At 34.9% G+C, this 23,238-nt stretch carries 23 protein-coding genes; 16 read left to right on the top strand and 7 right to left on the bottom strand.

Annotated features, from left to right (window positions below; genetic code table 11):
* From LZQ00_RS10015 to LZQ00_RS09975, 9 genes are all read left to right on the top strand, one after another.
* Positions 1-3,969 (top strand): RHS repeat domain-containing protein, encoded by a 3,969-nt coding sequence (locus tag LZQ00_RS10015; protein WP_234509142.1) that lies wholly within the window; start codon positions 1-3, stop codon positions 3,967-3,969.
* A gap of 19 nt (positions 3,970-3,988) precedes the next feature.
* Positions 3,989-4,432 carry a hypothetical protein gene (locus LZQ00_RS10010; protein ID WP_234509141.1) on the top strand — a complete coding sequence of 148 codons (444 nt, stop codon included), beginning with the start codon at positions 3,989-3,991 and terminating at the stop codon, positions 4,430-4,432.
* An 86-nt stretch (positions 4,433-4,518) separates the two neighbouring features.
* Entirely contained in the window at positions 4,519-4,758 is a 240-nt protein-coding gene (locus LZQ00_RS10005; RefSeq protein WP_234509140.1) for a hypothetical protein, read from the top strand.
* A gap of 4 nt (positions 4,759-4,762) precedes the next feature.
* Positions 4,763-5,140 (top strand): hypothetical protein, encoded by a 378-nt coding sequence (locus LZQ00_RS10000; protein ID WP_234509139.1) that lies wholly within the window; start codon positions 4,763-4,765, stop codon positions 5,138-5,140.
* Between the two features lie 485 nt (positions 5,141-5,625).
* Positions 5,626-6,684, top strand: coding sequence for a hypothetical protein (locus tag LZQ00_RS09995; protein WP_234509138.1), 1,059 nt, complete (start codon positions 5,626-5,628; stop codon positions 6,682-6,684).
* 13 nt (positions 6,685-6,697) lie between these two features.
* Complete coding sequence (locus tag LZQ00_RS09990) at positions 6,698-7,504, top strand: hypothetical protein (RefSeq protein ID WP_234509137.1); 807 nt, start codon at positions 6,698-6,700, stop codon at positions 7,502-7,504.
* Between the two features lie 13 nt (positions 7,505-7,517).
* Positions 7,518-8,342, top strand: coding sequence for a hypothetical protein (locus LZQ00_RS09985; RefSeq protein ID WP_234509136.1), 825 nt, complete (start codon positions 7,518-7,520; stop codon positions 8,340-8,342).
* Between the two features lie 2,057 nt (positions 8,343-10,399).
* Entirely contained in the window at positions 10,400-10,918 is a 519-nt protein-coding gene (locus LZQ00_RS09980) for a transposase (RefSeq protein ID WP_234509135.1), read from the top strand.
* The gene (locus tag LZQ00_RS09975; RefSeq protein WP_234509134.1) at positions 10,915-11,943 is read left to right on the top strand and encodes an IS3 family transposase; all 1,029 of its coding nucleotides are present in this window, start codon (positions 10,915-10,917) and stop codon (positions 11,941-11,943) included. The genes LZQ00_RS09980 and LZQ00_RS09975 overlap by 4 nt, the downstream gene beginning before the upstream one ends.
* Before the next feature lie 677 nt (positions 11,944-12,620).
* Here LZQ00_RS09975 and LZQ00_RS09970 read toward each other — a convergent pair.
* The 3 genes from LZQ00_RS09970 to LZQ00_RS09960 all read right to left on the bottom strand — a co-directional run bounded on the left by LZQ00_RS09970 (position 12,621) and on the right by LZQ00_RS09960 (position 14,722).
* Positions 12,621-13,166 carry a hypothetical protein gene (locus LZQ00_RS09970; RefSeq protein ID WP_234509133.1) on the bottom strand — a complete coding sequence of 182 codons (546 nt, stop codon included), beginning with the start codon at positions 13,164-13,166 and terminating at the stop codon, positions 12,621-12,623.
* Between the two features lie 208 nt (positions 13,167-13,374).
* On the bottom strand, positions 13,375-13,911 hold the full coding sequence (locus LZQ00_RS09965; protein WP_234509131.1) for a YfiT family bacillithiol transferase: 537 nt from the start codon (positions 13,909-13,911) through the stop codon (positions 13,375-13,377).
* Between the two features lie 130 nt (positions 13,912-14,041).
* Positions 14,042-14,722 carry a YiiX family permuted papain-like enzyme gene (locus tag LZQ00_RS09960; protein WP_234509130.1) on the bottom strand — a complete coding sequence of 227 codons (681 nt, stop codon included), beginning with the start codon at positions 14,720-14,722 and terminating at the stop codon, positions 14,042-14,044.
* Positions 14,723-15,338: 616 nt separating this feature from the next.
* On the opposite strand from LZQ00_RS09960, the gene LZQ00_RS09955 reads away from it, so the two are divergent.
* From LZQ00_RS09955 to LZQ00_RS09940, 4 genes are all read left to right on the top strand, one after another.
* On the top strand, positions 15,339-15,995 hold the full coding sequence (locus tag LZQ00_RS09955; RefSeq protein ID WP_234509128.1) for a DUF2625 domain-containing protein: 657 nt from the start codon (positions 15,339-15,341) through the stop codon (positions 15,993-15,995).
* Positions 15,996-16,187: 192 nt separating this feature from the next.
* Positions 16,188-16,541, top strand: coding sequence for a transposase (locus LZQ00_RS09950; RefSeq protein WP_234509126.1), 354 nt, complete (start codon positions 16,188-16,190; stop codon positions 16,539-16,541).
* Complete coding sequence (locus LZQ00_RS09945) at positions 16,534-17,517, top strand: transposase (protein WP_234509124.1); 984 nt, start codon at positions 16,534-16,536, stop codon at positions 17,515-17,517. Before LZQ00_RS09950 ends, LZQ00_RS09945 begins: the two co-directional genes overlap by 8 nt.
* Before the next feature lie 571 nt (positions 17,518-18,088).
* On the top strand, positions 18,089-18,721 hold the full coding sequence (locus tag LZQ00_RS09940; protein ID WP_234509122.1) for a methyltransferase: 633 nt from the start codon (positions 18,089-18,091) through the stop codon (positions 18,719-18,721).
* A 14-nt stretch (positions 18,722-18,735) separates the two neighbouring features.
* Here the strand turns inward: LZQ00_RS09940 and LZQ00_RS09935 are convergent, their stop codons facing one another.
* The 3 genes from LZQ00_RS09935 to LZQ00_RS09925 form a co-directional block, all read right to left on the bottom strand.
* Complete coding sequence (locus LZQ00_RS09935) at positions 18,736-19,518, bottom strand: methyltransferase domain-containing protein (protein ID WP_234509121.1); 783 nt, start codon at positions 19,516-19,518, stop codon at positions 18,736-18,738.
* A gap of 8 nt (positions 19,519-19,526) precedes the next feature.
* The gene (locus LZQ00_RS09930; RefSeq protein WP_234509119.1) at positions 19,527-19,940 is read right to left on the bottom strand and encodes a hypothetical protein; all 414 of its coding nucleotides are present in this window, start codon (positions 19,938-19,940) and stop codon (positions 19,527-19,529) included.
* A 98-nt stretch (positions 19,941-20,038) separates the two neighbouring features.
* Positions 20,039-20,509, bottom strand: coding sequence for a DUF6265 family protein (locus LZQ00_RS09925; protein ID WP_234509118.1), 471 nt, complete (start codon positions 20,507-20,509; stop codon positions 20,039-20,041).
* Positions 20,510-20,909: 400 nt separating this feature from the next.
* Between LZQ00_RS09925 and LZQ00_RS09920 the strand changes: the two genes are divergently transcribed.
* Positions 20,910-21,353, top strand: coding sequence for an Hsp20/alpha crystallin family protein (locus LZQ00_RS09920; protein WP_234509117.1), 444 nt, complete (start codon positions 20,910-20,912; stop codon positions 21,351-21,353).
* A 52-nt stretch (positions 21,354-21,405) separates the two neighbouring features.
* On the opposite strand, the gene LZQ00_RS09915 is transcribed toward LZQ00_RS09920, so the two are convergent.
* Positions 21,406-21,846, bottom strand: coding sequence for an acyl-CoA thioesterase (locus LZQ00_RS09915; RefSeq protein WP_234509115.1), 441 nt, complete (start codon positions 21,844-21,846; stop codon positions 21,406-21,408).
* A gap of 141 nt (positions 21,847-21,987) precedes the next feature.
* Between LZQ00_RS09915 and LZQ00_RS09910 the strand changes: the two genes are divergently transcribed.
* Positions 21,988-22,491: an RNA polymerase sigma factor gene (locus LZQ00_RS09910; RefSeq protein WP_234509113.1), complete on the top strand. Its 504-nt coding sequence runs from the start codon at positions 21,988-21,990 to the stop codon at positions 22,489-22,491.
* The gene (locus tag LZQ00_RS09905; RefSeq protein ID WP_234509112.1) at positions 22,481-23,125 is read left to right on the top strand and encodes a hypothetical protein; all 645 of its coding nucleotides are present in this window, start codon (positions 22,481-22,483) and stop codon (positions 23,123-23,125) included. The genes LZQ00_RS09910 and LZQ00_RS09905 overlap by 11 nt, the downstream gene beginning before the upstream one ends.
* The last annotated feature ends 113 nt before the right edge of the window (positions 23,126-23,238 follow it).

Here is a 23,238-nt window from a genome sequence, read left to right as displayed (position 1 = left end):
ATGAAAAGAAAAAACTACATAAAGATATGGACTCTCAGGGTTCCAATCTCTAAGTATATAGCCATTTTTATCCTGAGTATCAGTACTGCTTTGGGACAGACTCAGGTCAATACGCCAGAGGCAATTGTTTTTCCGGCTGTAGGACAAAGCACTTACATTGTTCAATCAGGACAGAGCTTGACTGCTAAAAGTGGTCAATCGATTACATTGAAGAACGGGGTGCATCTGATGGAAGGATCTAATGTACTCTTACAAGTTGATCCCAGTTTCCAGATTCCATTAGCACCAAATAATCCACAGGCTAATACGGATATGAACTGGATACTAAGTCGTAGTTTCAATGCTTTAGGACAGGTGGTTTCTGAAGGAAAGGTCTTCTATGACGATTTGGGGAAGCCGATTCAGCAACAAGTAAGGAACCTGGAAGCGGGACACGTTCTTGCGAGTCAACCTCTATATGGAGTGTATGGACAAGCTGTTGGAAGTACTTTGTCGGCACCTATTAATAATGCTTCTTTTGCTTATAAAAATGACTTTGCGACCACAACATCAGGAACAGTATACAGCTTCCGCAACTTTGGACGTTACAAGAACGGTAGTACGACTGTAGACAAAACCAATACAGCGGATCTGCTGGGAGGTACCACCGCAGGTACATTAGGCTGGTATTACAGTGCTGGAAATAATTGGGAAAAATACCAAGATGTGACAGGTTATCCCTATAGCATGAATACAGATGCCTCCAATGGTAGCGGAGTATTTAACCGTTCAGCTTCTATAGGTAACGAATTACGGATGGGTAAGGGGCACGAAAGTATCAGCTTTTCAGTGCCTGTGACTACTGAACTAGCGCTTTATGAGAGTATACGTAATAAGTACTTCACAGACGCTGTGATTGGTGGTCGGACTCTACAAGATTCTGCACAGCGAAACATGGCTGTGAGCCTTGACGCAGATCGCAACATAGGCATTTCAATCGCTATCGATGGTCGTACAGTGATGACAGCATTGGGCGGTTCGGAATTGACCATAAACAAAAGCATTCAGGTAGGTACAAGTGGCAATGTTTATTTCCCCATATTGTCCTCACAATCAGTAACATTTAGCGGTGCATCCTCTGCGCTTGTGGATTATGTTCGTAATGAGCAGGTAAGCACAGTTTCTTCAGGGGCAATTACCCTAGACAAGGGGCTTTATGAACTGCGTACGGAAGTTGGTGGACAGACAGCGAACTATAGCATGGGATTAGGTACGATTTCGATGAACTTCTATGATCAACTTGGAAGGTTGAAAGCCAGTATCCCACCCGAGGGTGTTAAGAAACTGTTGAATGGAGGAATTAACAGCTATGCAGCATTGGCAAGTATTCCCTTTGTTAACACCTATGAATACGATGGTTTGGGAAGATTGGCAGCTAATACCTCACCCGATCAGGGAAGATCCGAACTCAAGTATAATATGGAGGGAAAGGTCCGATTCTCGCAGAATGCGCTACAAAAACAAAAAGGGAGTTACAGCTATACGAACTACGATCAATACGGACGTGTGCTGCAGTCAGGAGAATACTTACCATCAGCAACAGGAGTGAAATTTGAGAGTATCTCCCAGGTGATGCTTGATGCAACAGGTCTCCCTTCAACAGTCGGTACACAGAGCGATGTGAATGAGATCCATTATGATGAGGTCAATGCATCGCATGGATTGACGGCTTATGTACAGGATAGTTATTTCCTTGGTGGAGCAGTCAGTTATACAGAGAAGTATTCGCAACTGGCAGGTAATGTGAAGGATGAAACTAAACTTGTCAATCGTACTTGGTACAACTACGATGGAGATGGAAATATCAGCTGGAGTATCTCATTGATTCAAGGCTTGGGTAACAAAACAATGGATTATACATATGACGAATTCGGTCGGGTAGTTAAAGCCATTTATCAGAAAGGCACAACGACAGAGACCTTTGTCCACTACTATGAATATAATCAGAATGGTAATCTAAAGGCTGTATATACCAATACGGTAGACAATACAAACAGTAAGGCTGTGCATGCTAAATATAGCTACTACCTGACGGGAGCACTCAAACGAATAGAATATGGAGACAAGTTACAGGGGGTGGACTATGTTTATACGGTTGACGGAAAACTGAAGAGTATCAACAATGCCGATATAGCAAACGATCCAGGAAAGGATGGTGGTAATGGCTTTGCTAAGGATGTATTCAGCTTAAATCTGGAATATTATGCAAATGACTATTCCCGTACAGGAGTGAATATCAACAGTATTCAGAATGCTACTGCCCCTGCTCGATATGCGGGATTGATCAACGGATTAAGCTGGCAAACGCAGAAACCTAGTTCTGTGACTGGACTGGATGCAGCTGTGATGAATGTGTTTAATTATGATGTTAAAGGACAGCTGTTGAACAGCACGTGGGGTAATCCTAATTATACAACCAAGACTTTTACGGGATTAAGTAATGTCAACCAGGAAAAGGGACTCAGTTATGATGGTCACGGCAATATATTGGCGCTACAGCGTACCAATGTAGCAGGTGCTTTAGCAGATAACTTTACCTATACCTATCAGGCGAATACCAATAAACTAACCAGTGTGCCAGGATATGCAACCTATACGTATGATGCCATCGGTCAGTTGGCGTCACAAGTGAAGGGAACTGTGGGTATGTATATGGATTATGATGTAACGGGCAAGGTAACCAAAATTTACAGCGATATAGGAAAGACAACAATAATCCTTAGCTTTATGTACGATGATGCTGGCAATCGTATCCTGAAAAAGGATCATCGTACTGGCCTGAATACCTGGTATAGTTATGATGCTGGAGGTTCATTGATGGCGATATTTGATAATCAAGGAGTAGCAGGAGCACTACAGTTGATCGAGCAACCTGTATATGGATCAGGCAACTTGGGAACCTTCATCAGACAAGGGGGGAGTTACCGCTATACGTTGACAGATCATTTGGGTAATACACGGGCAGTTGTCAATCGTAACAAATTGTCTAGTGGAAATACTGATGTGCTGTATTACGCCGATTACTATCCATTTGGAATGGAAGTTCGTTCAGGAGGTATTGATAATCGATACGGTTATCAAGGATTGTATGCAGAGAAGGATAAAGAAACAGGCTGGAACAATTTTGAACTGAGAAATTATGATGCTGCAGTCGGCCGTTGGTTGACGACGGATCCTTACGGACAGTATAACTCTCCATATGTTGGAATGGGAAACAATCCCGTAAGTGGATTTGATCCAAATGGTGGATGGAATATTGGCGGATGGTTTAAATCTTTATTTGATGGTGGTGGTGAGAAAATTAAACATTATACTATAGATGAAGTAGTCATTACGAGGTTTTACAATAAGAGTCAAATAACACCAGAGAAACAAAATTTCCTAAAGACATGGGGAAATAACAAAATTTTTTTTATTAGGGGATTATACAGCTTATTTGACGATCCGTACGTATATTTTACTGGGTTTGGAAATATTAATAATGCGAGGCACTTAGGAGGCTACGGAGCTGATCCTAATGAATATAGAACAGCAGGGGTAATTACTATTGCATCAGCATTGGGGCCAATTGCATCAGAAGCTAAAGCGATGACGGCAGTTACTAGCGCTGCTCCTGCTTTAACTCTGGTGGATGATGCTGCTAAGGGGGGAAAGGATATTGTTGGAACGAAATTTAATGAAGTTTTACCAACACAAGATTATATAAATCCTTTAAAAGTGGAAGAATATAAATCATTAATTCAAAGTGGGGCTAAAGTGCCAGCAAGTGAAGCTTATAGAGTTGGAGAAAGGATCTTTCTTGAAGAGGGCCATCACCGATTTGTTGCTCATATGCAACTGGGACTCAAACCTCCTTTAATAATTAGAAACACTGGAGGGCCCGTAGGTTTTCCAAACTGGTTAAACACAACTTATCAATTACACCATTAGGGTACTAAATTTAATATATATGGGACTAGAGGCAATAAACTTCTTCTTTTGTTCAAAAGAGTTGATTAAAACAATCGTGGAAAGTAATAACCAAATTGTTAAATCAAATGAAAAACAATATGTTTATAAGAAGGATGACGTTTTCTGGATAGATCTTGAAATTCAAAATGATTTATGCTTATCTATTAGAATTACTTTATGTAATCCTAAGGAAGCAGTTTTAAATGCCTTAGATAACTTGCTTGTTTTTCTCTTTAGTTTTGAAGGTGGTGTTTTAAATAACTTGAATACTAAAGAACTATTTAAGCACTATAATAAATCAGCTAGAGAAAGGATCTTCAATGCTTACGAAAATAGAAACAAGGTATTTGAGGAAATATATGGAGACTATACGGCAGCAGTAAGTTCAGAAGAGTTTTATAGAATACAAAGAGCTAATAGAGGAATTGAAGATGATAAATAGCATTTGCCACTGAGTGAAGGACAGACGGTTGTTAGAGAAGGGAATGGACTGGTTTGCATACCGGAGAGTTAGAATATTCAACAAATATGAGTATGGGTTATTATGGTCTTACTGCAGAGTTCGATGGAGGGAATTTACGTAAAAATGGAGTTGAAATTGAGCGTAAAATATCTGGAACTATTGGTTATGGAGGATTAAGTATGGAAAACAGTTTGGAGTTGATCCGCAATAAATTTTCTGCAGAATTTAAAAGTGGTTTTAATGGTGGGATCGTAATTGTTGGAGAAGGAAATGTAATCTTGAAAATGGTTCCAGTAAAAAAATAATTATATGTTATTAACAATATCTGATACGTCAATTCGAAGAGTGTTCCCTGTGTTTTTGCTAGCTGTTGGAATTCTTCTTTTTATTTTTTCTATTTCTATAGGCTACCCAATTAATATAATTTGTTTAGTTTTTTTTACATTTTTTTATTTTTTCGCTTTTTTTATAAAAAAAATTGGAATCTACTATAAACTAGAAGATTTATATTATGAAGATGAATCATTTTTCATATCTAAGTTAGATAAGCCATTTAAAGTAAGCGATGTGGAAAGCATAGAAGAACTTAAAAAAATAGATGTTACAAAAATTACATTAAATAATGGAACCATTTATTACGTGATATTTAGCACAGCAGAAAATAAAACGTTACTATCAAAAGATTGAGTAAACTTTAAAGGGACTTACTTCAGGCAGTAATCACGACTTTGATTGCTAAGTATTCAGGTATATAATGAAGTATATTAGAAAAGGCAATAGTTGGCTTTAAATTTCATAAATCTAAATAGACGAAGCAGTTTCCCAATAACATTAAAATGAACAAGCATCTGCGGATGCTTGTCTTGCGTTTATAACAAGAAGCATTAGTAGCTAGTTTTCTAGTTAATAATAGTACAAGTTATCTTAAAATTTTCTCAAAAAATCTATATCCTTATTAGAATAATAATGATTTAAATTATTAATTTTTCAGGTATTTTATTTAATTTTACCGTTAAATAGTAAACTCTATTAATTAGCCTGTAATATTATTCTATTTAATCATATTCAAATTAACCGAATGTTTAAAATAGGTGTGAGCTTTTTATGTTTAAAAGTCTAAGAAATAATATAACTCAAAAGATTATTAATTTTTAAATAACAGAATGAACCATATGAATCGTAAATTATTAGTATCGACTTTATTGTTGTGTTGTATAAGCAGCACAAAGGCACAAAATTTATTAAATCTGAATGAATGGGTGATTGGTTCCGGATCGATATCTGGGTTTAGTATGAATGGACTTATAAGCGAGAACGAACGCGAATGGGGAATTGGCCCACAAGGTACGCAAGTAGTATTATGGAAAGGAACACCGAGTGGAGACGATACTGGCGATGGTGGCTTTACTGGTGTTGGAATTCCCATTAATCATCAAAAAATGTATCGATATACGATCTGGTTAAAAAAAACAAACTCGAACGATGGTACGAGCTATTTAGGCTGTGGAGCGGTTAATACTTTAGCAGATGTAGCCAATGCAAACGCTTATTTTTGGAATGGAGATCTTCCAGAGCTTGATAAATGGTATCTCGTTGTTGGTTATGTTCATGGAAGTAATGATCCATCTACGGAGCACTTTGGAGGAATATATGATGGAACAACAGGACAGAAAGTACGTGCTATAATAGATTATAAATTTGCTTCTGGAGCAGTCAGTAATAATATCAGATCATATCTATATTATGATAAAAATACAAATGACCGACAATATTTTTATGGACCTCGCATAGAGGAAGTGAATGGAAATGAACCAACGATTGCCTCCTTGTTAAATAACCCTATGGGTAGCAGCGACTTTTTCTTTGCTGGTAAAGTCGGAATCAAAACTAATACACCACGAGAATATGATTTAGCTGTGAACGGAAAAATTCGCAGCCAAGAAATTAAGGTTGAAACAGCTAATTGGCCAGATTACGTGTTTCAAAAAGATTACGATTTAAAAAAACTAGATGCCGTTGCAGCCTTTATCGATCAGAATGGGCACTTGCCAGGTGTCCCTAAAGCAAAAGAGATAGAATCCAATGGTGTAGAACTGGGTGAAATGAATAAAATTTTACTGAAAAAGATAGAGGAATTAACGCTATATCTGATTGAGGAGAAAAAATCTAATGCTGAACAACTATTAAAATTAGAAAAAGAGATTGACAAGCTTAAAAAATCAAATAAATAATTTTCTTAAATAAATGAAAAAAATCATTACTCTTTTATTTTTATTTGTCAGTGTATATACGCTATCATTTGGTCAATCGAGCTCCTTTGAAAAAACAATTCTAGCAAATACGACTACTCGAGTTGAATTAACTGATCTTAGTAATCAATCATTAAAAGTAGGGAGTATTTATCGTGTAAAATTATCTATACTGACTACTTCTACACCTACTGGGGCTGAATATTTGGTTTGGTATAGCTTACCTGATTCCCTTTGGAAACTAAGGTTAGTAAGTGCTAACGGAAATATATCCAACCATCCTTTACTTGAGGTGAGTGATAATGTTGTCCGGGTATTTACTAACCATGCAGTGATGTATTCAATCAAAGTATTTGCAGAAGTTTTTACCAGCGGAAATGGAGCAGCTATCCCTGCTGTTTATGGTTCCTCATTTCAATGGCAACGATTTGTTAATAATCTATATTATATGGATGGCTATGTGGGTATTGGCACCACAACACCAAAAGAAGCCTTATCCGTGAACGGCAATATTCGTGCAAAAGAAATCAAGGTCGAGACGACCAATTGGCCAGATTATGTATTTGAAGAAGATTATAAACTTCCTTCTTTAACGGAAACAGAACAATTCATAAAAGAAAATAAACATTTACCTGAAGTTCCTAAAGCTTCTGAAGTGGAAGAAAATGGTGTGTCTTTAGGAGAGATGAATAAGATCCTGCTACAAAAAATTGAAGAGCTGACATTACATCTGATTGAAAAAGATAAAAGATTAGAAAAAGTGGAACAAAAACTGGTTGAATTGGAGTCTAAGAGTAAATAATCAAATTGTGAAAATGAAATACTTAATATTACTCTTTATATTAATCTCTTGCTCAAATCTACAAGCCCAAACACCAGCTTCAGCAACTGTAAATGCAAGTGGTTGGAAACGTGTTGCCCATGTAGATGGATTAGAGGGAAGAGGATTTGGGAAAATTTCCCTGTTTACTATTGGAGGAAGTAGTGCACCTTATTATTTGGATATTGAATGGTTTAAAGATTGGACGGTCACTGGAGGTCTGTCAATAAAATCAAATAGCAAAGCAGGTTTTTGGACTGGAGCCAGGTTAACATATGATAATGATACTACTTTTATTGAAGTTAATTTTTCCAAAGAACTCAGTAGTTTAAGTTTGTTATCGGACACTTACGGTTGGAATGTTGCTAAAGTATATAGTGGTGCTTTGCCTAATGGTGGAGGTACAATTCGAGCTGAAGCAAAAGCTGGACAATTAAGTCTCAATGATCAATTTTTTGTTGGATATAATGGTTTTGTTGGTATTGGTACCAACGCGCCGAAGGAGGCCTTATCAGTCAACGGCAATATTCGGGCACAGGAAATAAAAGTGGAAACGAGCAATTGGCCTGATTATGTTTTTAAAGAGGATTATAAATTAAAGACCTTAGAAGCTGTAGCTAGTTTTGTTAAGGAAAAAGGACATCTTCCAGAAATTCCAAAAGCAACAGATATCGAAAAACAAGGTTATTCTTTGAATGAAATGGATAAAATTCTTTTAAAAAAAATCGAAGAATTAACATTGTATTTGATTGAGAAGGACAATGAACTAAAAATGCTAAGAGAAGAAATGGAAGTGTTGAAAACTCAGACTAAAAATTAGATTTTAACGCTATATTATGAAAGAATAATATTACAGCGTTAATTAGATTAAAAAATACTTCTTCTAAAAAATTATTAGATCGCATATATTCAATTTTAAAAATTAATGAAAAGATATTTATCTATTTTATTTTTTTCTTTGTGTTGTCTTTTTGTGAATGAACCCCCTCTGGTTTAAGTGTTCACTATTTCTGCGGTCACTTAAATCCAATAAAACTAAGGCTTTGTCTAGAAATAGATCAGAACCAATGAAATTAAAAACTGCACGATGGCAACCAGATATAGATTTGTAGTTATGGAAAGGATATGTTCCTATAACTTTATGTAGTGCTGTATTTTGGTCTTGGGACCTCGTGGCTAAAAAGTATTTAAGTGACCCGTTGGAACATTTAAACTAAGGGGGAGTCAATGAACTATTGGCAAAAAAAATAAGAGATTTAGGATATCCGCTGTAAGCAAAGACATTTTTCTTGGTATTTTTGAAAGTACCAAAAAATCCAACTAATTATTATGTTATTAACAGTATCTAATACGTCAATTCTAAGAGTATTTCCTTTATTTTTAATAACTATAGGGATTATGCTTTTCTTTTTTCTTATTCATTTAAGCTATCCAATTAATATAATTTTTTTTACTTTTTATTCATATTTTTTTATATCTGCCTTTTTTATAAAAAAGATTGGAGTATATTATAAATTGGAAGATTTATATTGCGACGATGAATTATTTTTCACATCTAAATTGGACAAACCGTTTAAAGTAAATGATGTGAAATGCGTGGAAGACCTAAAGAAAATGAGCATTACAAAAATTATATTAAATAATGGAACTATTTATTACGTGATATTTAGCACGACAGAAAATAAAGCGTTATTATCAAAAGATTGAGTAAGACTTACTTTTGATAGCAATTAGAACTTTGATTGGCAGCAATTAGGTGTTCTTATTAATATATTGTTATCTCAGATCAGAAGAAGGCAATAGTTAATTAAACTCTCAATATTTGCAACTTATTTTAATTATATGTTATTAACAATATCTGATACGTCAATTCGAAGAGTGTTCCCTGTATTTGGTACTGCAGTAGGAATTTTCCTTATTATTCTTTCTGTTTTTTTTGGTGGTTATCCATTAAATATATTTTTATTAATTATTATAATTATATTTTAGCTTCTTCTGTATAAAACAGTTTGGAATCTACTATAAACTAGAAGATTTATATTATGAAAATGAATCATTTTTCATATCTAAGTTAGATAAGCCATTTAAAGTAAGCGATGTGGAAAGTATAGAAGAGCTTAAAAAAATAGGCGTTACAAAAATTACATTAAATAATGGAACCGTTTATTATGTGATATTTAGCACAGCCGAAAATAAAGCATTATTATCAAAAGATTGAACATTTTTTAGGAGAGGATTTACTTCAAATGTCAATCATAGCTTTGATTTTTACATCAAGTATATGACGAATTAAGTATCTAGAAAAAGGAACAGCTATTTATAGTTTAATTAATTGAACTAGAATATGAATTAATGATAATGCAGAGCTACTGATAGGGTGATCAAAACATCATGTTATCTTAACAAAGATTTATTTTATTGAAAAATACATATAAATTACATAACTATATGATGTATAGATATTTATGTTTATAATTTATTTAAATATTCTCAGCCAGTCATTTAAAAACTTTTCTCGAACTTTCTTTAGACCAACTCCTAACCAACTTCGGACTTTCTTCTAACTTCCAGTACTCTTCTACCGTCCTTTCTCCACTTTTTCACCACAGTTGGCTCGGGAAAAAGGCGGGGCAACAGCGGAAAAACAGCGATCCAGTTGTAGTGAAACTTAGAAGTTGGTTAGAAGAAAGTACGAATAAGGTATCTATTGTATTTAGCTATTTCAGAATAATATGACTTTCTATGTATAGTTATTATAGGATTCTATACACCTTGTGTATAGCTAATCTAGGATAATCAATCAAATTCTGTTCATTCTGTCTCGTCCTAAAAAAACTATACATCAGACTTATTAATTCTTAAATAGTACTTTAGAAGATGTCAATAGAAAAAGCGGACAAGAAATTTGGGCGATATTATTTAGACTCCTTTAAACGGGAAGTGGTATCCGAGGTTGAACGTGAAGGGAATTTAGCTTTAGTCTGTAGCCGTCATGGAATAAGTTATAAATCTATACATACCTGGTTGAAACAATATGGGAGTATTTCTTATCAACAGAATAAGATTAAACTACGTAGCCTTTGCGAACGGGAGGGTATAGCCAGGGAGATCGTTTCGGGCCATATCAGTATAGAGGAGGCGATGCTGAAATATAATGCGAGGAATCGTGATACAGTGAATATGTGGATCCGTCATTATAAACTCAGGCAGCAGGAACTGATAGATTTATTGCCTGCTGAGATCCCCTCAGCAGAGAGAGAATTTGTATCCTCTAATATTGCCACCGATGCTTTAAAGCTGGCGGAGCTGAAAATCAGGTCACTGGAAATAATGCTTGATATTGCAAGTAAAGAATTCCATGTGGACATCAGAAAAAAGTTTGGGGCCAAACCGTGATCACACTCCGGTTACAGGAACCGGATGTAAGTGTTAAAACACTATGTTCACTGTTTGGCAAGACCAGACATGCCCATTATGATTATCTGTGGGGCCTTGAACGTGATATTCTTCTTCAGGATGTTGTGCTACGGGAAGTAGGTCAGATCAGGGCTGACCTACCAAAGCTGGGCACCAGAAAACTGCATTTTTTGCTAAAGGACCCGTTGTTGAAACATGGCATATCTATAGGACGGGACTATCTGTTTGATCTGCTCTGCAGCCGTGGGATGCTTGTCAAAAGGCGCCGAAGGCGCAGCATTACTACAGATTCCAATCACTGGATGCACAAATATGACAACCTGATCCAGGAAATAGAAATCATCCGTGCCGAACAGGTCTGGGTGAGTGATATTACCTATCTGACCCTGAACAACTCATTTGTGTACCTGAGTTTGATCACGGATGCTTATTCTCATCAGATTATGGGTCATCGGGTGCAAAATGATCTCTCGGCAGCAGGTTGCATCGGGGCCCTGGAGATGGCTGTATTAAAAAGGACAACACCCCATTTATCGCTGGTCCATCATTCAGACCGTGGGTCACAGTACTGCAGTAAATCTTATATAGATATATTGAGAACGCAAAAAGTAGCCGTTAGTATGACCCAGAACGGAAGTCCTTATGATAATGCCATTGCAGAAAGGATCAACGGCATTCTTAAATCAGAGTTTGAAATAGAGCGAAATACGGGATCTATGATACAATTACGGGATAAAATAGACCATGCCATCAACATCTATAATAACCTTAGGCCCCATGACAGCTGTGAATCACTTACCCCAAACCAGGCACATCTAAAAACCGGGTTCTTAAACAAAAATTGGAAAAACTACAGAAAAGTCAACTGGGAACGTAAAAAACAAGAAAGTGCAAATGTTAAAAACAGCACTTCAATTGATATAGGGGACTCTTCGACCGCTATATCAACTGAAGTCGCCGAAGGCTTAATCCAATTCAAAATACAAGAAATGAAGCAAACATAAAAAGCAGAGAAAAATTAACTACATTACTGAAATATCCGAATGTATAGCCATTTCAGTACTATGAAAATAGTGTATAGTTATTATAGGATTGTATGCACAAGGTGTATAGCTAATCTAGGATAATCAATCAAATGATGTATAGCCAATTCAGGACGAGACATTTCTCTACCTTCCATACTATTCCTAGGTAGGGCTAAAGCAGGGGATAAGTAGGGACTAAGCAGGGTATAAGCGTAGACTAAGCGTACATACAGTATTAAAAGTATACCTTTAACGCACTATCAACGCTCTTAGTACGCACTTATCATCTCCAAATATCGTGCTCTCTTGAATAACGCTTTATCTATGCTTATACCCTGTAGTATCCCTTCCTAGCGAACGGAAGATCCTTAAAGAGACTGTTTAAGAGATTGAATTTCTTAAGACGTGTATTTAGTTGTTTTGAGTCCGATCGTTTGTGTCAAGGCTTTAAAATATTGTTAAATAAGAATACTGGACATGGTGAGGATACTGGTTGTAAATATGCCTGCCTAGATATTCCAAGATTTCGGCAAGCATAGCTGTGATAACTTCATATCGGGTCAATAATTTGAATTCATCATTGCGGCTGATTGTTGCAAAGAAATCGCTGACCATATTACAACGCTCATGTCATATGGTTTCTGACGTGTGCGTATTTATTCGATTTCTATCCACTTCTTCTCGAAATAAAGGGTGCGCCCAGGATTATTGTTAGCATCGATAAACATTGCTTTAACGAAATTACCTGTGGTATTGATGTATTTCAACTTCTTGGCTTCCATAGCAGAGGTTTCGTAATAGGCTCCCAATGGAAGATCAAACGGATTATTTTCGACATCATCTGTAAAGATAGAAAATAAGAACAGACGTTTTGATTGTGTATCAGGTTGTGCATAGCCAAAGATCCGATGATCGATCCGGATATTGGCATTTAATCGAATGATGCTATCACCACCATCGTTAAGATGAACATAAGCCTTGGTTACTTGATCTCCAGATTCCAAAACACTTTTATTGTTTGTGCGTTCAATACTATCTAGTCTCGATAATGATGGTGTAGGGGATTTGATATCCAAGACAGCTGCTTTTGTTTGCGCTGTTATCGTATCAACAACAATAGGCTTTTTTTGCTTTGCTTGTTCTTGCTTACAACTTAATAAAAATAATAATAATAAAATGATTACTAGTGGTTTATTATTCATTGTTTAAATTGTTTGTTAATGCAAAAATTGTTTTTATACTCTTGTCTCAAAAATTTCTTGCTTAGCTAAATAAAATGCTGACTGAACCATCATTAGAGATTATATAACAAAAAAGTGTATCCTTTACTACCTAATGATCATGTTTAATTGGCAAAATAATGAGTTTATTTGATCGTAACACTGTTCGCTTATATAATGAGTGATAACCTTATAGTTTATTATTTTTGGCATTGAGGATATGCATCAAATGGTGATTACAGTGCCATGCATAAATCCCTATATTGACTTTTAATGAAATCAATTGTTTGGTTTGTGGGTGTATAAATGTTCTCTCCAATTGTTCTTGGGTTAAGTTTCTCAACAGGATTGTCCAACGTTCATGTAGACCTTCCAATAATTTGAGCGAACTGACAATAGGTGCTATCTTTGTATCTGGTAATGCTGCCCATAGGTTTTCTTCATAAGGCTTGATTGTCGGATTTTCTTCTGTTAAAGCCAATTTGAAACGGAGGAAGCTGTTCATATGGCTATCTGCGCAATGGTGTACCACTTGACGAATAGTCCAACTTTCAGGACGGTATTGTTTGTTTAATGTGGCTTCGGAAAGTCCAGCAACTTCGGATGTTAAGCGGGAAGGAAATTCAGTGATCGTTTTTATCCATTCCTCCAGCACTTGACTGTCGATTGTAGCTGGTATAGAAAACTTACCGATTGGATATTTTAATTTTTCAAGTTCTTGTTGCATAGGATAAAGTTAAAGAAATATGCGCTGAAAGTCCTAACGCTTTTTAGAAATTTTGTACAATAATATCCAAACAGTATTCTTCTTTTCAACTTTATGCTGGGGAATCAAAATTAACGTTGTGGATAGGGGGTTAATGCTCTTCAACCGTTACCAATAGGTCACTTTTGAAAATGGAAACAGGAGAAATAACAATTTCTTCAAGTGGTATCTTGTCTCCATAGCGCTCTTTTAGTTTCGCTTTTACCTCTGAACTGCTTAAATCAAAGTCGCCGAGTTTTTCAAGTTTGCCAATGCTTAATCCTGTCGCTCTTTGGTAGATTTTCCAAATTAATTCTGAACAATAAATGCGATCGTCAGACCATTCAAAAGTGGCGTCGTAGTTCTTTCCTAAAAACTCTTTGCCTATCTTTTTCATTTTTGATACTGTTGCTGTTGTTAAGACTTTGTCAGCATTTTTGAGTCTTTTTACAACAAAATGCTTGTCTTTTCCTCTTTCAATCCAATCTTGTAATGCTGTTATAGTGACAGGCTGAACAGCTTCTAAGACATAACTTTTTTCACCTTCAGTAAAGATTAATCCGCAGTGAGAGTAGGGAGAATGTGTCGCTAATTGAATCGCTTTACATTGTGCCGATACCGATGACTGAAAAATCATATCGCCTGACTGAAAACGTTGTTTTGAAAAGATTTCATTGGTTTCTTCACTATCAGTTGCTTTAGGTCCTTTTTTTTGAGAAAAGACTTGAGAATAAACGATCCAACTGATCAGGAAGCATCCAATTATTGCAGTTATTGTTGCCAATTTTTTCATATGAGATAGTATGTTGAGATCATGAATATGTTGATGTAAAATTGTTTGATATCATTATATTGAAAGCATTCATCCTGCAATTTAAGTTTAATTTAAATCTTTCTCATGGTAAATGAGAAAATCCATTTTAATTTAATTATCTGTTAGGAATAGTATTGGACTTGATTATTGGCGGATAAATAGGAGTTATGTTGCCTGTTGGTAGGATACTGAAGGAAAATTAAAAAGTGAACCGTATGTCTTTATAGTAGTAAAACTGAATAGAGATTCTTTTTTTGAGAGCAAATAGCTATAAAAAGAAAAGGTTTTCAAACGGGGAGAATGAAAACCTTTATAACCAATTATAAACCTAAATTATGATGATACAAATATAGTGTTATTTATACACTAAGCAAAATATTTTAAAAAAATGAGATTAAAATGAAAATCGTCCTGTATTCACGTTTGTTTGAAAGGATATTCATATGTTTTTTATTTCTTTGTAAAACTGTAGCCATGTAATGAATGGCGGATGTTTGAGATGAAGTGAAAGGTTGTATCTCTTTAGTAGTTAAATGTAACGAACAGCTGACAGCTTAATTTTTCAATGTAAAATTTTGATAGATTGTTTTAGAAGATGAAAACATTAAAAGAATTAATAAATAAAAAGGAACCAGGTTGGGATTTGGTCAAAGGATGGATGAAAAGTGCGAAAAATAATTTCGAAATTTTACCAAGGAACCCCAAAAAAGCGGATGAAGAATTATTGCGGGTGCAAATTTCTACAAAATCACCCATGGGCGCTATTATTTTTGAAACTGGAGGTATCCTGATTGATAAGGGTTGGTTACGTATATTGGGCTCAGGATCGCATAAGTTGAATAGGGGCATGATGGAGTGGAATAAAAATAAAACGTATGTACATGAAGGTGAAAAGGGTGGTTTTTTACTCATTGCTGATGATATATTAGGTGGATACTTTGCTATTAATGCTGGAGAACTCGGGGATGAAATAGGTAAGATATATTATTTTGCTCCAGATACATTGAAATGGGAAAGCCTGGGCTGTGGTTATTCCGATTTTGTCAATTGGTCTTTAAATGGGGACATTGCACTATTCTATAAAACATTTAAATGGAATGGCTGGGAAAAAGAAGTTCAGGAAGTGGATGGTAATCAAGTTTTTTCATTTTTCCCCAATCTCTGGACAAAAGAAGGAAAGGATCTCAATCAGGTGAGCAGAAAACTAATTTCAGTGGAAGAACATTTTAACTTGACCAGAGATTTATTGTAGACCAGATTTGTATTTGATCATGAGTAAAATCAAAGAGTAAGTGATCAATATTATTTTTAATGCAATAAACTTATTGATATTATCCTAATGTATTATAATAGCCATCTTAAATGGTACCAAATACGGATCAAGATGAATTGTTGGGGGGAATATTAAAAATTTGTTAGTTTAGCATTTTAAATACAATATACTTTGCAAGAGGCTGAACGTAAATTATTATCCTTATTAATGCCTGAAGGGCTTTTAGAATACTTTCAAATTTTAGAGGTCGATCAGGTTGATAATCAACTCCACATTTATTTAGATGAACTTAATATAGTTCCAGCTGGTTTTGAGAACAGTAAGCTGGAGTCGAAAGGTTTTATGCCTTCCACCGAGATTTCAGACTTCCCTATTCGAGGGCAGAAAGTTACGCTACATATTCGTCGTCGTCGTTGGACGGTTCTTGATACTGGAGATATTATCACAAGAGATTGGAACCTCGTACGTGAGGGTGCTCGAATGACAACGGAATTCGGGCTTTTTTTAAAGAAGATATTTGGATAACCATCCTGTAAGCGCCCATTTGGTGGGACTATTTTTTCATGTGGATGGTAAGCAATTACAGGATCAATACAAGAATCATCTCAGTGATTTCCATGACTGGGATCAAAAGCCTCATGCTGAACAATGGATTCTTTTCCCTGAAAACATCTCCGAACACCTAAGCATTGATGAGACCAGTTTTAGTAATGGCGAACTTTATACGATAATAAGTAGCAAATCTGCAAAAGGTAGGAAAGGAACCATTTTAGCCACTATACGGGGCACTAAGGCCGAAGACATCATTACTGTCTTAGAAAAGATTCCTTTACGATCAAGAAACAAGGTTAAGGAAGTGACCATGGATATGGCGCCAAACATGGCCAAAGCTATCCGCAGATGTTTCAGGAATGCTAGACGAGTGGTCGACCGATTTCATGTTCAAAAGCTAGCTTACGACGCTGTTCAGGAGCTTCGAATAAAATATCGTTGGGAAGTATTGGATACTGAAAGTAAGAATATGACGGTATCCAGAAAACAGGGACAAACCTATGAACCTGAGCTGCTAGCCAACGGAGATACTCTTAAGCAGCTTTTAGCTAGATCTAGGCATCTCCTTTTCAAGCACCCAAGTAGATGGACAGAAAGTCAGAAACATCGTGCAGAACTTTTATTCCTGCGGTTTCCCAAACTAAAACAAGCTTACGATCTAGGAATTGCCCTGGGCGATATCTTCAACAAATGCAAAGACAAGAAAATAGCTTTTACCAAGCTAGGCCTGTGGCATAATCAGGTTGAGAATGTAGGAATAATTTCATTTGAGAGTGTAGCAAGGTCAATAGCTGCACATCATCAATATATCTTACATTACTTCGATAACAGAAGTACAAATGCATCTGCAGAATCCTTCAATGCTAAACTTAAAGCTTTTAGAAGTGTATTTCGCGGAGTAAGGGATACTACATTCTTCTTATACAGAGTGATGAAATTATATGCTTAAAAATATGATCCCCCAACTTTTCGGTATGATCCCAAAATACACCGCTACTATACATGGATGTGATCGGTTTAGGGGTAAAAAGAAAAGGTTTTCAAACGGGGAGAATGAAAACCTTTATAACCAATTATAAACCTAAATTATGATGATACAAATATAAGTGTTATTTGTACACTAAGCAAAAGAAATTTTGTAATTATTTTATTTCATGACAAAACGATGATATTCCCATCCTGAATCATAATAAATCCGTTTATATCTTGTAGCGATGTCTTTACTTTTTGATCTTTTGCCGTATTAATTTGTCAAAATTACCTACAGATTTTTTCCTATAGCCTACTTTTATATCGTCCTTCTATACCGAATTGAATTTCATATTTGTCATAATTGTGTGAAAGGAATTATTCCATTCTTTTGTCAATTTAAGTAGCCCAATTTATTTCCGTTTCAACTATATTTGTTTATGTGCACTGATGGTTAATACATTGGAAGTATTGATCAGATGTAGTGACGAAACTGACTTGCTTAAATTAAGACCCCTATACAAATTCATGCATTAATAAACTTAAATAATATGGAAAAGAACAAGGAGATACCATGTGGTTTAACAACGGATGGTCATTGCTTAGATCAGCAATATTGGGATGCACGATGGGAAAACAATCAAATAGCATGGGATATCGGTTATGCGTCACCTGCGATTAAACAGTATATGAGTCAATACGAAAACAAGGATGCAGCTATTTTAATCCCAGGATGCGGAAATGCATATGAAGCAGCCTATTTACTCGAAAATAACTTCACAAATATTACTTTGATCGATATTGCTCCAGAAGCGGTAAGAAGATTGGAGGATAAATTTGCAGGAAATCAGTTTGTAAAGGTATTATGTGAAGACTTTTTTCAGCATAAAGGAAAATACGATGTGTTGATTGAACAAACTTTTTTTTGTGCAATACCAGTTTTGAAGCGAAAAGAATATGCTGAAACTGCAGCATCATTACTTCATACTCATGGAAAGATTGTCGGATTACTTTTTGATAAAACATTTACACAACCTGGACCACCATTCGGAGGAAATACAGTCGAATATCAGCTTATTTTTTCACCGTTCTTTGCTATTAAGAAGATGGAAAAATGCGACAACAGCATCAAATCTAGAGAGGGCGCCGAAGTTTTTATAAATATGATCAAGCTAGGGGAGTAAAAGAATATTGGGTATTATGAGTTTAACACTTCTATTTTTCTACCATAAAGTAATAGACGCTTAAATGCATATAGGGCAGGAAATTTTGGGAATTGCTGATCAATACGTTTTTTATATTCGCTTATAAATTCTTCTTGCTGATTCTCCTCTAATCTGTCCAGATAAGGAATTAAGGCTGATCCAGATATAAAATCAACAAGTTCTTGTGTATTGTTCGCAATAATTGGATACACTTTTTGAATGATTTGCAAATTCTCTAAACCGCCGTTATAGAGTATTTGAGCATATTGATCAATAGATAAAACGGGGGATTCCCTTACCCATCTATCCAAATAAGTTTTAAAAGGCTCTTCTTGTACTAATGTGAGTAATAGTTGATTGAGCATATTGTCATGTTGCATTGGCATTTGTACCGCAAACTGACCTTTTTCATTCAATAATTTTAATAACTCTGGAAATATTTTTTCATGATTATCCGACCATTGTAAAGCGGCATTACTGAATATCAAATCCCAAGTTTGTTGCGTAGCGATAATATCTTCTGTCGTCGCACTTTTAAATATTAATCGTTCATTTTTTAAGTCCGCAGACTTTGACAACATGGCGTCCGATGGATCAATTCCTAAGAAATAAGAATCGTTGAATGTATTCGCTAAAATATAGGTTTGCTCGCCTGTACCGCATCCGATATCAATACAGTTTTGTCCTATTTCTGTTGAGATGAGTTGAATCAAATCATAAAAGGGTTGGTAGCGAACAGTTTTAAATTGATTGTATATTTCCGGATTCCAGTTCATCGCCTTTTTTATTTTTTTATAAGAGCATCCATAGACCAGAGTGCCCAGAAAATCAGTATGGGTTGAAAGAAAAGCCGAGCTATTCTTAATGTATCTGTATTTAAACCAAAAGCATCTCGGTGGTAGATATATTGTTCCCAGTTACCTGGAAATACAGCAATGAAAAATAATCCTATTAAAGTAGGAACCCAAGTTTTACGATGTCCGACGGTCAGAATCAGGATGGCTAATAAAATCTCAACAAAACCTGAGAGGATAACCACCTGATCAACATCTACAGGTATCCACTGCGGAACCTGTGCCTGAAACTCAACTCTGGCAAAAGTAAGATGTCCAATACCTGCGAGTAACATAACTCCGCCCATTAGCAGACGCGCGATATGTTGGAATAAACAAAGTTTTTTGCTAATAGTCTTGTCCAATTGAATTTATTTTTTTGATTTTACAACAAATGAATGATATAAATAGTTTTTGTACGTGGAGGATGTAACAAATTAAAGATTATCTGCCACATAGTCTGCTAGTTATGAAGTGGTGCAAAAAGGAAATCAATCTTCATTTTCGCATCCGATATTTCTGCAAAGAAATGATCATTTCTTTTCTTATATGTAATTTTTTTAGGAAAATCATTTTGTTGATTTTCACAGGTAAAAGATGTTGTTGTGCTTTTAATTAGTGCAAAGTTAGTTGCTGTTTTCTTAGCATCTGTTACTTGATAATACCATTTTTTATTGATTGGGGATAAAATGACATTTTCTTTCCAGATGGTATCCTTGTCTTTTAATGTAAAACTAGTTCCAACGTACGTGGAATCATTTTTTTTTCTCCAGATTTCAAAAGTCTCTTTCCCTTCTTTTTCATTGATTCTCTTCCAAGAGCCAATAATAAAATCAAAATTATGATTTGATTTTTTGTTTCCACGGTCTGCATATTGAGTTTGACAAGCACATAATAAAAGTAAAACTAAAATGATGGTAGATCCTTTATTCATTGTTTACATGTATTAGGGCGATAAAGTTAAAGAATATAATTGTGATTAAGATCATCTTACGTTGCATATTTATTTAGCATATTGACTTTCAATAAACACTCGTAAACAGGTTTTTATTAGAAATTAGACCATTTTCTATAACCATGATTGGTGCTATGGTCAATAACTTATTAAAAGGAACTAATTAGAATAGTTTATGATTAAAAAAAATAGGAATAAAAAAGTTTTGATTTTCAGTTGGTTAATCTTTTATTAGACTTTTGAGGTGTCATTTTGTCTTTTGTTAAAATATTTTTAAGACAAAATGTCTGTAAAATATAAGGGAAGCTGTTTTGGTATAAGAATTGAAATAATCTTAGAAATTGATTTAAAAAAATAAAAATATTAAGGAGGATAAAAAATGGCATTAATTAAATTTCCAACAAAAAGTTTGAATACAGATTCTGTAAATCCATTTGTAAGTACAGTATTTGATAACTTATTTAATGATTCTTTCATTTCAGATCGTTTAATTGCAAGAGTGCCTGCAGTTAATATTTCTGAAACAGAGAAAGCTTATCGTATTGAATTATCTGCTCCAGGATTGGAGAAATCAGATTTCAAAATCAATGTGGATAAAAAAGTAATCACAATCTCAGCGGATAAAAAAGAAGAGTCTGTAAGTGAAGAAAAATTGTATAGTAAAAAAGAGTTTAATTACTCTTCATTTTCAAGATCATTTACATTACCAGATACAGTGGATTACAACAGTATCGATGCGAGTTATGAAGGAGGTATCTTAGCAGTAACGGTAGGTAAGAAAGAAGATGCAATCATTGCAAAAAGATTAATTGAAGTTAAATAAGGTTTAGTTTTAGTGTTGAGCCTCTAGCGTATTTTATGCTAGAGGCTTTTTTTTATTCATTAATTTCTATATAATCTGTTGATTTCGGTATTTTATGAATGAAATCTTGCCATTCGGCTGGGATTGTTGTTAGTTTTCTTTTTTCTAAATCTAACCATGCACCGTCTACATGCACCGTTGCACTTTTGGTTCCATCGGCTTTAAATACAAGATGTCTGAAAGAAAAGCGACTATTGATCGCATTAAACTGGGTCAATTCTACCTCCACATAAATCTCTTCATCCAAGTGAATTTCCCGATGGTACAGAAGCTCTTCTCTAAATAAGATTGGACCAATACGGTGAATAGCAAATTCCGTTAAAGATAAGCCGATACTATTTAACATATTGCTTCGAGCTTGCGCACAAAAATCTGCATAAGCAGAATGACGTAAATGTCTATTGGCGTCAATCTGTGCCCAAAGAACCTGCCCCTTAAAAAATATTTTATCCATATGAATAACCTTTGGTATTGAACTAAATTAGTCAATAAAATAGAATTTTATATTATTATTTTTTGTGTAACATTTCTAAAAATACCGTACTAATTCTATAAATTAAAAGAATTTATGAGCCAATAGGCTAAAAATTTAAATGTGAAACTAAACGAACAGCAATTTTTAAGTCAAATAGAAAAGAACAAAGGTGCTATCATCAAAGTGTCTCGTATGTATATGGACAATTTAGAAGACCAGCAAGATTTGTTTCAGGAAATTGTTATGCAGTTATGGCGCTCTTATGGTTCTTTCAGAGAAGAAAGCTTATTTTCCACTTGGCTATATCGCGTTGCGATCAATACAGCTCTGATCTATCTGAAGAAAGAAAAGCGAAGACCAGATCAACATGAGCTTACGAAAGATCACGATATTGTGGAAGAGTTTGATTTTGAAAAAAAGGAAGAACAATTACGTTATTTTTACCAAGCTGTTCAACATTTGAATGCCGTGGAGAAAGCATTGATTTTTCTTTTTTTGGAAGGGCAGAGTCATCGTAATATCGCGACGAACTTAGGTATTTCGGAAGTAAATGCACGTGTGAAATTGAATCGTACGAAAGAAAAACTACAACAGATTATTAAAACACAAGGTTATGAATTTTGATGAATTAAAGGAACAATGGAATAAACAATCGGAAGATAATTTCGAAGTTAATCCAAATCTTAATCACTATAAATCGGTGGGTAATATTCTTGTGAAATTAAGGAAGAATATTAAGTTTGAATTTATATCCTGGGTATGTGCAATGCTTTTTTTAATTGTGCTGCCTAATATTGAACTCTATAAAATCACCGGTTATGTCAAAGTGATCTATTATTTTTTGCTTTTACAACTGGGATTTGGGAGCATGTTTTATTATAAACGATTTTACTATTTTTATAAAAGTACCAAACAATTTGAGCTATTAACTTCTCGAGAGAATCTTTTAAAGTTGTATTACGATTTGAAGTTTTCTATAGAAACGTATAAAATGTCTTCTTATTTGTTAATTCCTCAAGGCTTAGTTATGTTTTTTATCTTTTTCTCTTTGGGACATGCAGGAGAATGGTTGGAAAAGATTTATCATTTTTCTGATACTTGGCATAACAATCCATCATTTCTCGTTTTTATTGGATTGGGTCTAGTCGTAAGTCTTGTATTTCTCATTATTTGCCTTGAATTGATGAGTTATTATTACTATGGCAAGTTTTTAAAGATGATTAAAAGCAATATAGATGCTTTAGATGAAGAGCTGTAAAAGAAAGTGTTCAATGAACAATTCGGTAAAATTAAGGATGTGGAAATATTATGGGGATATTGGCTTTGTAGGCAGGGTTTTTGTAACTTCAATACCTTTATCGAAATAGATGA

The sequence above is a fragment of the Sphingobacterium sp. SRCM116780 genome (assembly GCF_021442025.1).
Lineage (GTDB): Bacteria > Bacteroidota > Bacteroidia > Sphingobacteriales > Sphingobacteriaceae > Sphingobacterium.
This window is presented reverse-complemented; position numbering and strand designations above follow the sequence as displayed.